The 12,743-nt window shown below is 30.7% G+C and carries 15 protein-coding genes and 1 pseudogene; 9 read left to right on the plus strand and 7 right to left on the minus strand.

All coding sequences use genetic code 11. From position 1 onward, the window contains the following. Nucleotides 1–7: 7 nt before the first annotated feature. Both KEC48_RS02925 and KEC48_RS02930 read right to left on the minus strand, forming a co-directional pair. Entirely contained in the window at nt 8–1,333 is a 1,326-nt protein-coding gene (locus KEC48_RS02925) for a type IV secretion system DNA-binding domain-containing protein (protein WP_283092209.1), read from the minus strand. Nucleotides 1,334–1,365: 32 nt separating this feature from the next. Next, nucleotides 1,366–1,944, minus strand: a complete 579-nt coding sequence (locus tag KEC48_RS02930; RefSeq protein WP_211964283.1) for a replication-relaxation family protein — start codon at nt 1,942–1,944, stop codon at nt 1,366–1,368. Between the two features lie 584 nt (nt 1,945–2,528). On the opposite strand from KEC48_RS02930, the gene KEC48_RS02935 reads away from it, so the two are divergent. Then, the gene (locus KEC48_RS02935; protein WP_249191390.1) at nt 2,529–3,926 is read left to right on the plus strand and encodes an ISNCY family transposase; all 1,398 of its coding nucleotides are present in this window, start codon (nt 2,529–2,531) and stop codon (nt 3,924–3,926) included. Between the two features lie 182 nt (nt 3,927–4,108). On the opposite strand, the gene KEC48_RS02940 is transcribed toward KEC48_RS02935, so the two are convergent. Next, nucleotides 4,109–5,065 carry a hypothetical protein gene (locus KEC48_RS02940; RefSeq protein ID WP_211964284.1) on the minus strand — a complete coding sequence of 319 codons (957 nt, stop codon included), beginning with the start codon at nt 5,063–5,065 and terminating at the stop codon, nt 4,109–4,111. 339 nt (nt 5,066–5,404) lie between these two features. Between KEC48_RS02940 and KEC48_RS02945 the strand changes: the two genes are divergently transcribed. Beyond that, entirely contained in the window at nt 5,405–6,841 is a 1,437-nt protein-coding gene (locus tag KEC48_RS02945) for a recombinase family protein (protein WP_211964285.1), read from the plus strand. 34 nt (nt 6,842–6,875) lie between these two features. Here KEC48_RS02945 and KEC48_RS02950 read toward each other — a convergent pair. Together KEC48_RS02950 and KEC48_RS02955 are read right to left on the minus strand one after the other, a co-directional pair. After that, a pseudogene (locus KEC48_RS02950) lies at nt 6,876–6,971 on the minus strand (manganese catalase family protein); the annotation flags it as partial. 12 nt (nt 6,972–6,983) lie between these two features. Next, complete coding sequence (locus KEC48_RS02955; RefSeq protein ID WP_211964286.1) at nt 6,984–7,409, minus strand: spore coat protein CotJB; 426 nt, start codon at nt 7,407–7,409, stop codon at nt 6,984–6,986. Between the two features lie 112 nt (nt 7,410–7,521). Here KEC48_RS02955 and KEC48_RS02960 point away from each other — a divergent pair, with 112 nt between their 5' ends. Then, a complete protein-coding gene (locus KEC48_RS02960; RefSeq protein WP_087296625.1) occupies nt 7,522–7,947 on the plus strand; it encodes a hypothetical protein in 426 nt (141 codons plus the stop codon). A 71-nt stretch (nt 7,948–8,018) separates the two neighbouring features. Further along, a complete protein-coding gene (locus KEC48_RS02965; protein ID WP_211964288.1) occupies nt 8,019–9,296 on the plus strand; it encodes an O-acetylhomoserine aminocarboxypropyltransferase/cysteine synthase family protein in 1,278 nt (425 codons plus the stop codon). A gap of 115 nt (nt 9,297–9,411) precedes the next feature. On the opposite strand, the gene def is transcribed toward KEC48_RS02965, so the two are convergent. Continuing rightward, on the minus strand, nt 9,412–9,981 hold the full coding sequence (gene def / locus KEC48_RS02970) for a peptide deformylase (RefSeq protein ID WP_205088815.1): 570 nt from the start codon (nt 9,979–9,981) through the stop codon (nt 9,412–9,414). 73 nt (nt 9,982–10,054) lie between these two features. After that, on the minus strand, nt 10,055–10,270 hold the full coding sequence (locus KEC48_RS16145) for a hypothetical protein (protein WP_087357502.1): 216 nt from the start codon (nt 10,268–10,270) through the stop codon (nt 10,055–10,057). Nucleotides 10,271–10,394: 124 nt separating this feature from the next. On the opposite strand from KEC48_RS16145, the gene KEC48_RS02980 reads away from it, so the two are divergent. From KEC48_RS02980 to KEC48_RS03000, 5 genes are read left to right on the plus strand one after another with little or no spacing between them, the layout of a single operon-like run. Next, on the plus strand, nt 10,395–10,655 hold the full coding sequence (locus KEC48_RS02980) for a UPF0223 family protein (RefSeq protein WP_087357501.1): 261 nt from the start codon (nt 10,395–10,397) through the stop codon (nt 10,653–10,655). Then, nucleotides 10,652–11,866, plus strand: a complete 1,215-nt coding sequence (locus KEC48_RS02985) for an FtsW/RodA/SpoVE family cell cycle protein (protein ID WP_087357500.1) — start codon at nt 10,652–10,654, stop codon at nt 11,864–11,866. The genes KEC48_RS02980 and KEC48_RS02985 overlap by 4 nt, the downstream gene beginning before the upstream one ends. A gap of 29 nt (nt 11,867–11,895) precedes the next feature. Continuing rightward, nucleotides 11,896–12,204: a spore coat protein YlbD gene (gene ylbD / locus KEC48_RS02990; RefSeq protein WP_205088814.1), complete on the plus strand. Its 309-nt coding sequence runs from the start codon at nt 11,896–11,898 to the stop codon at nt 12,202–12,204. Then, nucleotides 12,194–12,379 (plus strand): YlbE-like family protein, encoded by a 186-nt coding sequence (locus tag KEC48_RS02995; protein WP_087357499.1) that lies wholly within the window; start codon nt 12,194–12,196, stop codon nt 12,377–12,379. The genes ylbD and KEC48_RS02995 overlap by 11 nt, the downstream gene beginning before the upstream one ends. Before the next feature lie 9 nt (nt 12,380–12,388). Further along, nucleotides 12,389–12,736: a YlbF family regulator gene (locus tag KEC48_RS03000; protein ID WP_211964289.1), complete on the plus strand. Its 348-nt coding sequence runs from the start codon at nt 12,389–12,391 to the stop codon at nt 12,734–12,736. The last annotated feature ends 7 nt before the right edge of the window (nt 12,737–12,743 follow it).

Below are 12,743 nucleotides of genomic sequence, written 5' to 3' on the forward strand. Positions count from 1 at the left end.
CATGATGTTAAATAGTAGGTTTGTTGATTTTTAGTTTGTAATGAACATTTTTATCTTTACTGACATAAATTGCCTCACCGGTCTTTAATGATTTGATAATATCCGGGTGATAAAGATATTCACGTGTGATTTTAAAACTTCCTAATCCGGTTGTATCTGTTTGTTGTTGATTATTTTTTATTTGATAGGTTACTTCTGCTTTCTTTCTTGTACCAATGGTATTTGCCCATATCTCAGCATTTTCCGGTTCATTCTGTCGCATGATGATATAGTTGTTACAACTTTCAATTACTTGCTTACGAAAAGATTCACTGACATTTTCTAAGTCTGACAAAGATTGAGTGGCTAGAATACTTGTAATATTCGCACTTCTTGAAAGATTGACAAGTAATAAAAGCTCCTGACTTGCATAAATACTGACTTCATCAAAGATATAAAACGTTCTTGAAAAACGTTTATGAAATAAACTACTTACCCCTTGTTTTGCGTCAATCGTGATTAAACGTCCAAATAAGGGTGATAGTTCCGGATAAGTTAATGGATTTAAGATAAATAAAACAATCGCATTTTCATTCAATGCGGTTGGAATATCAATACTATCCTTTGAAGAAGTAAAAATATCGCCAAGATCACTTTCTACTAATAAAGAGAAACGAGCAATTGTTCCCTCAACGATTTTAGCCACGCTCTCGGCTTGTTTTACATTCTCTAAATGTTTTTCTTTGGTGATAATCTTTTGTTTCTGTAAAGCTAAACTAAGACTTGTAAAAGAAGACAAAGATAAGTGATTAATCACATTTTCTAAATTCAATTCTATTCCATTTTCTTGCATAAGATAGATAACCTTTTGAAGATAACGACTAGCATTCACTTTATAATGTTCTTCGCTCCAATCGGTCATACTCATTAACATGTCTTTAATAACTGTTGGTGTCTTATGATAAAATGGATTATATTTATCACAAGTAGTAGGGTTGTTTAAATCAATCACATAGACTATTTTATCAGGATATTTCACTTTATACTTCATAATATAGTCATAAAGACTACCTTCGTTAATATCACCCTTTCCGTCCACAATTAAAGAAGGATAATCATTTGTAAAAACACTTTCTATAAAATGGCTTAACGTTACTGTTTTCCCACTTCCGGTTGTTCCACAAACAAAAATGTGTTTTACATCATGATCCACATAGATTTTCTTCTTTCCATACATTCCAAGAAAAGTCGCATTATCTTTTACTTCTTCTTTTTGTTTTGGTACTTTAATATGATTCACTTCCTCTTGATACTTCCAAATATCATCTTTAGAACTTCTTGACCAATGAATCAAATGAAATAAAAATAAGAATAAACTTCCAATAATTAAGACATAAAAGACTCCAATAGAACCACCTCGATATTGTCATATTTTTCTAGTGACTCTTTTAGTATATTTTGAATCTTTATTTGTGCGAGGGGAACTACCCATATTTGATGATCATAATGTAAATAATTATCTTCAATGTTTTTAAATAAGCGACTTTTGGTTTTAAGATTCAATTCTATTTCAATCGCATAACTTTCATTATCGTTTTGAAATACAAGATCAGGGTGATGTTTACGAACTCCAAATCCGTCTTCTATGTGAAGCTCTCGTTCCGTTGTCATAGAAGAAAGAGAGAAGTGATACTTTTCTATTAACAAAGGTAAAGAATCCAACAAAGCAATATCATGATGAATCTGATCAATGCGAATATTTTCTTCCTTAGCCTTAACATGAATGAAACGCATACCACTCGTTGATAAATAATAGAGATAAGGAATCCCATATAAAATCTTCTTTCGTTTTAAGTAACCATGATCAACCAAAATCTTAAGTCTACGATCACAAGCACGATTACCACTGAATGAAGCAAGAAACAAAATATGACGACTTAAACAAAAACGAAACCGATACACCATTCTCAAAATCTCATAATCTCTCTTAACTAACTTTATAACACCACCTCCACCTATTAGGACACACCGAACTTATTTTATGAGGTTAGCTCTTAACCAAGATGTTAAAGAGGGGTCTCGGATTACCAAAGCCGAGACCCCTCTTTAAAACATCACATAAAATAAAGTTGTTCGGTGTGGCACTAATATATATGCCTATTCCACCTTAGTTAGAACAATCTAATGATATATTAAAAAAGCCAAAAAACTGATAAATTAAAAGCTTTAATTTACCAGTTTTTAGCTTTTTATAGCATACCTAATTTTCTGCGTTAACTGCACTATTCAATATTCATATATAATCCCTCCTGAATAATATATGTTTATATATTTTCTTTATGTAAATATATTATCCTTTTTGTTAAATCTAACTAATAGATTCAACTATATTATATGCAAATATATATCTAAAGTCAAGTTATTCACAAATTGTTATGATTCAAATATGATAATGTCTTAATATATCCAAGTTGAATATGTCCTGTATACAGGACATATTCAAAAATCTATGTTATGATATAGCCTCACTTTTATTGGGAGGTTGTTGTATGAGAAAGGTTGAATTAAGAATGAATGAAGAAAATAAATATTTGATTATTAAAAAACTGGTTGAAACTAACGGCAATAAAAATAGAGCTGCCATCAAGTTGGGATGTACTGTCAGAACTGTCAATAGACTCATCCTTAAATATAAAAAATATGGTAAAGCTGCTTTTATTCATGGCAACAGAGGCAGAGCTCCTGCTACCACTATACCTCTCGATATCAAAAACAGGATTATCAAACTTTATATCGATCATTATTGTGACACTAATTTTACTCATTTCTGTGAAATCATTTATGATGATTTCAATGTTAAAATTAGTGATACGACTCTTAACAAGTGGCTTAGAGATGAAAATATCATTTCCCCTAAAGCCAGAAAGAAAACGAGAAAGATATTAAAAGATTCTTTGAAGGCTCAATTGAAAATGACTCGTTCCAAAAAATCTCAAAATGACATCAAAGAAGCTATTTCCATCATAGACAGTAAAAATGCTCATCCTAGAAGACCCAGATGCAAGTATATGGGTGAAATGATCCAGATGGATGCTTCCAGCTTTGAATGGATTGATGGTCATATCTGGCATCTTCATTTGGCTGTCGATGATGCTACTGGTGAAGTTGTTGGCGCTTATTTTGATACTCAGGAAACGCTAAATGGCTATTATAATGTCTTCTATCAGATTTTGACCAACTATGGTATTCCTGCCATGTTTTATACCGATAGACGTACTGTCTTTGAATACAAAAAGAAAAACAACGCTTTTGATGATGACGACACTTTTACCCAGTTTTCCTATGCGTGTCATAATCTTGGCGTTGATATTAGGACAACGAGCATCGCCCAAGCCAAAGGCAGAATCGAAAGAATGAACCAGACATTCCAATCCCGTTTACCTGTTGAACTCAGGCGTGCTCATATAACCGATATAGAGTCAGCCAATAAATTTTTAAAATCCTACCTAAAAAAATTCAATGACATGTTTGCTCTACACCTCAATACTACCAAATCGGTATTTGAAACGCAACCATCAATTGAAAAAATCAATCGTACCTTAGCTGTTCTTTCTCCTAGAAAAATTGATTCAGGTCATAGTATCAGATTTCAAAACAGGCTGTATTTGCCCGTAACAGAAAATGGAACATCTGTTTATTTAAAGAACAGAACAGATTGTATGGTTATCGAGGCATTTGATGGGAATCTGTATGTCAATGTACTTGATCACATATATATCATGCAGGAAATACCAAAACATGAATTGTATTCAAAAGAATTTGATGAAGTAAAAAAAGAAGCCAGACCAAAGAAAAAATATATTCCACCTATAGATCATCCTTGGAAACAGGCTTCCTACTTAAATTTTCTTGCAAAACAAAAGCACCGTTCTGGTGCTAATGTTTAAAATTTTTTAGGACATTTTCAAATTTGCTTGACAGTTATTCACAAATTGTTATTCACAAATTCACAACCACTTATGCACAATTTATATAAATATTATGTATTTTTTCAAAAAATGTGAATAACTTGTACACTATTTACAATAATTATTTATAATTTGAAATAGTTGTGCATACATTTCAATTATTAAATTTTACTGTTTTCATGAATCAGTTGATCTTCAAATGTATTACTATCATTAGTTATTTTCTCGTTATCTAAATAATCAAAATACCATTCTAAAATATAGTTGTAAAAAATTTCAGGATTAGAAATTTTTAACGTATATACAATTTTTAAATTTCTACCATATCCTTTCAATGATTTACTAATCATTTTAGGGTTTATTGTTTCACATGTTCTATCTCCAACGATAAGCCTCCTTTTTGCTCGAATTTTTATCGGTTTTACATCTTGACTAAATTCCACAGATAATTCTAATTTTTTTGTTGGTCTTTGTACAATGATACCGATAAATTGTTTTTTCTGATTTTTGTTATCAATCATAGAAAAAGCAAAATCTAAAGTAACTATCTGATTAATTTTGATAGGATCTTTTATTATGATTTCGTAATTTCCTTCTATTGGGAAATCATTATCTGAATCAGTCTTATATAATAAATTTGTTTGATTATTTTTTCTTAAAAGATGAAAATGGAAATATTTATCGGAATCTCTATCCAAATATATTTTGTTTACTTTTTTACCACTCCAAGAATATTTACCCATTATTTTATCAAAATCAGGACTTAATACTTTAATGACAGATCTTCTACAAAAGTCAAGATTTTCACTTGAATTATACACTAAACGAATTCTATAAAATTCGTATATATATTTGTATTTTACTTTTTTTGGAAAAAATTTGTATTTTTTTCTTGTATTTATTTCAATAATCCATACAATAATTGTAATTGTAGTTAATATTACTACAATAGCATTACCTGTGATTCGAAATGTAAATTCTATGTTCAAAAGGTTAGAAATATTATTTTTATAAGCATTGGTTAATATTGTTATAAGAGTTAAAATAATTGCATAGAGATGATTGGCGATTAGTTTTATAAGATCTTTATGTATTTTTTCTAATATTTCTCGAAACATAGATTACCCACCTTTCAGTTAAGATAAAAAAATCATATAATAATGAGTATAAAAAGACAAGAAAAAAACCATAATTAACTAAAAAACAGACAATATTAGACTGAAATTTCCAGTAAGGCTATTTGATGTTTCTAAAACACAAAACATAAAATTATAAATTTTATTACTTGGTTACTCTTATGTTTGAAGACTTTTAATAAGTGTAACTATAAATGAATTCTATACAATCATATATACACATATAATCATAATGATGTTTTGTATACTAGAAATCTGTGATATAATGGATTCGTGATTACAAAACATTTCTTTTCTGTTTGGAAGAAAGGAAGTGTATGTATGACAAAGTTTGCAGCCGCATACATTCGAGTTTCTACAGATGATCAGTTAGAGTTCTCTCTTGACGCACAAATCAAAGCATTAAAAGACTATGCTAAAAGAAATGATATGATCATTTTAAATGAACATATTTATGCGGATGAGGGAATTTCCGGTAAACGTGCAGATAAAAGACCGGCTTTTATGAAAATGATTGCAACATCAAAAAAGAAACCACGTCCATTTGATGTGATTCTTGTTCATAAATTTGATCGTTTTGCACGTTCTCGTGAAGATAGCGTTGTTTATAAATCAATGCTTAAAAGGGAATCCGGTATTCGAGTCATCTCTATTACTGAACAAATAGAAGATGATAAATTTTCTGTGATTTTAGAAGCCATGCTTGAAGCAATGGCAGAATATTATTCTTTGAATCTCTCTGATGAAGTAAAAAAGGGAATGACTGAAAAGGCAACAAGAGGAGAGTTACAAGCAAATCCTAGTTTTGGTTATCGTGCTGAAAATAATCAATTAGTAATCGTGGAAGAAGAAGCTAAGTATGTTCGTTTTATCTTTGAAAAGTTTGCTAATCAAGAAATGAATATGCGACAACTTGCTAGATATTTGAATGATTTAGGAGTAAGAACACATAGAGGGTGTAAATTTGAAAATAGAACGATTGAATATATTCTCAATAATCCAACCTATATTTCTGTGTTACGTTGGAATCCGTCTGGCAAATTTACTCGTAAATACAATCACAAAGATATTATTTTTGCAAAATCTACGCATGAACCAATTATAAGTCAAGAACTATGGGATAAAACGCAAGAACTATTAAAAATGCGTAAAGAATTATATAGTGCTAGACAACATGAATCTGTGAAAATTCGTTATTGGTCACAAGGTTTAGTGAAATGTGGTGATTGTGGTAAAGCTCTTTGTATTTCTACTGTTCAATATTACCAATGTAATGGATATGCTAAAGGAACATGTAAGAGAAGTCATTGTATTAAAATTGAAACACTTGAAAGAATCGTATGCGAAGAATTAAAAAACGTTTTTGAAAATGAAATTGAGATCAACGTTGTGCCTAAAAAAACAAGTTCTTTATCCAATGAATATGAAATGTTAAAAAAAGACTTATCTCGTATTGATGATAAATTAAAACGTATTAAAGAAGCATATAAAAATGGGATTGATAGTCTTAAAGAATATAAAGAGGGAAAAGAGTCATTAGATGAAGAACGTAAAATATTGAATGATAAAATGAATCATTTAAAAACAAAAGTTAATGAAGAAGATGAACAGGGAATTTATAAACGTATTAAAAATGTTTATGAGCTATTAACTGATGATGAAATACCCTTAGATGTTAAATATAAAACTGCTCATTTCTTGATTAATAAAATTGTCTTTTATAAAGATACAAAAACCGTTGAAATTGAATATAAATAAAGGACTATTATTTTTAAACTTACCAATAGAACAATGGTCCACCAAATTGTGTAATGATGAATTTGGCCATAGATAAGTCTTTATTTTTAATAGAAATAGGATATTGTAATTTCTTACTATAAATCCACATTTTTAAACCTCCTTAATCTTTTTGATATTCCCAAGGCCAAGGACCTTGTATCCATTCAAATGGGATTTTGTTTTGAGTATTTTGTACTTCTAAAGGACCATATTTCTTTTCAAATGCATTTTGACTTTGTTTTGCCTTTTGAATGTATTGTTCATATAGTTGAATCATTTTTTCATCATGAGGATGTGTATCTAAAAAGAGATTGATTTCATGTGCTACAAAATAATACATCTGAACTTCTAATAATGCTTGTTGACGTGCATTTTCAGGTTGTAGACAATAATTAGAAAATCCCTGATAAGACATATAGAGATCTTTAAATAAATTACCTAATGAAATAGCTTCCTGTGGATCAAAAAGAACAGGTTGACATTGTCTTGTTTGATTTGACATATAAAATGGTGAAAAACAGTTTTTATCTTCTTGAAAAAAATTCATATAAACCTCCTTCCATCATAACATATGATTTGATTTATGAAATGATAAGGACACATGTTTATTTTCAGTTCATATTTTGTTTTTATAATAAAATAGAAAGGTGGCTGGTTTTATGAAAGTTCAAGTTGTTTATACAACGCATTGTAAAGATGCAAAACTTTTAGCAGAAGACATGGCAAGATATGCACGAACTTATGCCAAACCAATAACGGATTTTTCTTTTCAGGAAGACATTGATCTTTTGGTTATTGGATTTGAAGAATATCCATGTTTAAAAGATAAAGAATTGGAAAATTTTATATGTCAGCTATCTCGTCAGCATATTCGTAATTTGGCATTATTTAACTTATTTTGTTTTAAAAGCAAAGAAATGGAAAAAATCATTCAATTATGTTTAAAACAAGACTTGCCATTAATGAGAGAAACATATTCTTGTAAGAAATCATTTAAAACAAAACATCATCTAGATGATGATATCATCTCTGGTGGTCGTGTCTATATTGAAGATATGGTAAACATCTGTAATCATTATTATTGAGCTATCTATGGAATAGCTTTTTTTTGTATTTTATTTATGATACAATATCTTTCATAAAAGGGGGAATATAAATGTCAAAGAAATATCAATTTGAAACATTGCAGATACATGCAGGACAAAAACCTGATCCTGTAACAAAAGCAACAGGTGTACCACTTTATTTATCTAATGCTTTTACATTTGATAGTGCTGATCAGGCAAAAAATATTTTTGCATTAGAAGAAGGTGGATATTTCTATTCACGTCTATCTAATCCAACTGTTGATGTTCTACAACAAAGAATGGCTGCTTTAGATGGAGGTGTAGGAGCGATTGCTTTTGCTTCTGGAACAGCAGCTATAATGGGGCTGATCATGACTGTCTGTCAAAGTGGTGATGAAATTATTGCAGCCAACAATTTATATGGGGGAACGATTGGTTCATTATCTGGAACAATGCAAGGAATGGGATTTACTTCTCACTTTGTTAATCCTCGTGATTTAAAGACAATGGAATCATTGATTAATGAGAAAACAAAAATGATTTTTGTTGAATCTGTAGGTAATCCTAATGGAGATATGTTAGATTTTGATGCTATTAGTGAGATATGTCATCGTCATCATATATTGTTTGTTGTAGATAATACGACACCAACACCTTATTTATTTAGACCTATTGAACATGGAGCGGATTTGGTTGTTTATTCCACAACAAAATATATTGCTGGACATGGTAATGTCATGGGTGGAATCATTGTAGACAGTGGAAATTTTGACTGGCATAATGAAAGATATCCATTAATGACAACACCGGATAAAGCATATCATGATATTGTTTATGCTGATTTAGGGAAAAGTGCTTTTTGTACGAAAGCTGTCGCAAAAACATTGCGTGATTTAGGTGGGTGTATGTCACCATTTAATGCTTATATGACTTTGCTTGGATTAGAAACATTATCATTACGTATGGATAGACATGTTGGAAACTCAAGAAAAATTGCTGAATTTTTACAGAATCATGAAAAAGTAGAATGGGTGAGTTACGCTGAATTAGAAGGTCATAGTTCATATGAATTGTGTCAAAAATATTTTCCAAAAGGATTTGGAGGTTTGTTTACTTTTGGTGTGAAAGGTGGACTAGAGGCTGGTAAGTCTGTTATTAATCATATCCAGTTATTTACCCATGTCACAAATTTTGCTGATTCAAGAAGTTTATTAACACATCCTGCTTCAACAACACATGCACAAATGAGTGAGGAAGAAAGACTGGCTGGTGGTGTTCAACAAGGAACAATTCGTATTTCTGTAGGGTTAGAAAATGTTGAAGATTTGATTGATGATTTAAATCAGGCGTTTGAACAAATTGATTAATAAAAAAGAATTATGATTTATAGTGAATCATAGTTCTTTTTTGATATTTAAGATATGTTTATACAAAAAAGATTTCCATAATTTTGGAAATCATTTGAAAAGATAATATATCATTTTATTCTACAATCATCGCATTAGCAATCGGTGCTTTAGGATTGTTTTTATTAATGTGATCATAGAATAGAACACCATCAAAGTGATCAAGTTCGTGCTGTAGACAGATTGATAAGAAACCTCTTGCAACAATTGTCACATCTTGATGAGTTAAAACATCATAACCTTTGACAGTAACTTTAGCATGTCTTGGAACATAACCTTCTCTTTCTTCGTTGACACTTAAGCATCCTTCACCATCTTTTAAATAGGACTGTTTTTCTGTATATGATACAATTCTAGGGTTAACAAGAGCATAGTCGTCTGCTTTTTTTATATTTCCATCGTGATCATATGTCAAAACATGAATAGCACACATTCTTTTTAAAACACCTAATTGTACAGCTGCAATACCGACTGCTGGACGTAACTGATATTTTTCAGAAATGTCTTCATCCTGTGAATTGACAAGAAACTCGTGCATATCCAGCAATAATTGTTCATCTTCCTGACTTAATGGCATCGCCACAGGTTGAGAAATTTCACGGATTAAAGGATGATGATCATCAATAATATCTTTCATTAAAATCATGTTGTTAATCACCTCGCCAAGTATTGTATCATAAACAATAAAAATATGCTAGAAATCTAGCATATTTTTTAGATTAACAGATTTTTGTGCAACCACAGATAATAAGCAATAAGAAGACAACTAATACAATTGCAAACCAAGTACATCCATTACCATAACCAAAACCACCACAACCAGTTGTCATGACAGGATAGCTATTACAGCATCCACTGCAACCAAATGGATTACATCCAAATGTTGGCATAAAACTATTGCAGCCACATCCTCCATAATTATAACAAGAGTTCATTCAAATCCCTCCTTTCACTTTAAACTATTCTTTATTTACAAATTTGCTAGTGTTTCTACCCAATTCTTATTTTATTTTTAATTCATATCATGTATAATATGAAAAAAGATAGGAAGTGAAGAAGATGTACGATTATCCATTAAGTCCATTTTGGGATACACAGGATATTATTGATGTTATGGCATTGTATAACGCTGTAGAAAAAGCGTATGAAGAAGGTATCTCTAAAGATGATTTTATGAAGTGTTATCGTCAATATATAAAAGTTGTTGATTCTAAGAGTGAACAAAAACAAATTGATGCTGCTTTTGAAAAAGTTTCTCATTATTCTATATATCAAGTTTTTCAAAAAGCAAAAGATCATGATTGGATTGACATGCGATGATAAATTTATTAAAAAGAATTTTTAAAAGACGTGGTGTTGATAAGACTGTTTATTTTTGTGTGGTTATTTTAACGATATATGGGATTGTGATGATTGGAAGTGCATCAGTTGGACAATCTGCAAAAATGGGAGCCATGTATGCTTCTATGAATATGATTAAACAGACCATCTTTGTACTGGTAGGCTTTGGCATCATGATTTTTTTAACACGCTGTTTTAAAAAAAGCTGGGTTGAAGCCAATTCAACGTGGGTATATTATGGTATTGGATTAGTGTTAATGCTGGTTTGTTTATTTTTTGAAGATGGAAAAGGTTCTCATGCATGGATTCGCTTAGGTCCTTTTTCCTTGCAACCAGCAGAGTTTATGAAGATTATTATGATTCTTTTCCTTTCTTTCCATTTTGGAGAAATAGAAGAATATTGTCAGATTCCTCGAAATATTACTCGTCATAAAAGAGAGGAACTTCAAAAGCGTAAAGCATGGTATTGTGTGTTTAGACCCATCATTGCGATTTTTGTTGTCTTTTTCGTAGGTGTTTTTTTACAAAAGGATATGGGGAGTTCTTTGATTTTAGCTTTTATTTGTATGATGTTGTTTTTTATTACCCCTCGACCTTATTACTCTAAGTATAAGAAAGCTTCGCTTGTTTTATTAGCTGTTGGAATCATTTTTGTTTGTTTAACAGCAACCTTTATTTTAAAACCTTATCAGTTAGGGCGTATTTATACATGGTTGAATCCTTTAGGAGATATTGAGGGAGATGGCTGGCAGTTAACTAACGCATTGATTGCCTTTGCTTCTGGAGGTTTGTTTGGTAAAGGTTTTGGAGCATCAACCCAAAAATATGGATATATTCCAGAATCACATAATGATTTTATTGTAGCTATTATATATGAGGAATTAGGTTTGGCCGGTTTTCTGTTGTTTTTAATTCCTTATATCATTATTATATATAAGATGTTTCATTATGGTTTAAGAATTAAAGATACCAAAAGTAAATTAATTCTTTATGGTGTAGGGCTGTACTTTTTTACCCATCTATTAGTCAATGTAGGTGGAGTTTCGGGATTTATTCCTATGACTGGTGTTCCGTTGCTGTTGATTTCTTCAGGGGGTTCATCAACTTTAGCAGCTATGATGGGGTTAGGTATTGCACAATCTCTCATTGCAAGATATAATCGAGATCTTTTAAAAGAACAGATGGAGTAGTTTTGCATATCTTATTATGGGTGAGATATATGCAAATAGATGATTTTAAGGCTTTTGTGAAAACAATTCCAGCTATCAGAGAAGAAGTTGTCAATGGACATTATACATGGCAGCAGCTTTATGAATTTTATGTTTTATATGGTGAAGATGATCCAATGTGGGATACTTATAAGAAAAGTCATATGGATTTAACTGGAATGCTTGATATTTTAAAGAATATTGATTTGGATGCATTGTCTAAAAGTTTTGAAGGATTACAGAAAATTTTGGATTTAGTCAGTACCTTTGTTGTAAAGGAACAACCAAAGACACAAAATAGACAGTGGTATGATGATTGATGAGTCATTACGTCAATACTTAAGAATGCATCCCAAATGGTATTTGATTTTATCACGATATCCTCAAGAGTTTCCTGCTCTTATTCAGCAATATAAGATTGAAAATAAAATGACTTTCGCTGATCGTATTGAAAGAGTGGGAACATTATTACAGATGTTAGATATGTTATTATAGGTGAAAGTTATGTATGAAAAGATTGATGCATTAATTGAAGCAATTATGAAAACAGATGAGTTTATTCGCTATCAAGAGGCTGTAAGTCAGCTCTATCAAAGTCAGACGATGGCCTTGTTATCAAGATATCAGACGTTAATGGAAGATTATTTAAAAATGAGAGATTATTCTGTTGATGTTGGACAAGCTGAAGTAAAAAAACAGTTACAGGAAGTTTATCAGGAAATGAATCAGCATTCTGATATACAAAATTATTATCACTCTTATCATCAATTGAATGATTTATTAGAAGAAGTGACACGGGTAGTTTTTCAAGATATTAGTTGTGATTTAAAAATGGAACGTTATCAGTTATGAGGTAGAA

This window comes from Clostridium sp. C1 (assembly GCF_018223625.1).
Classification (GTDB): Bacteria; Bacillota_I; Bacilli_A; order Erysipelotrichales; family Coprobacillaceae; genus Allocoprobacillus.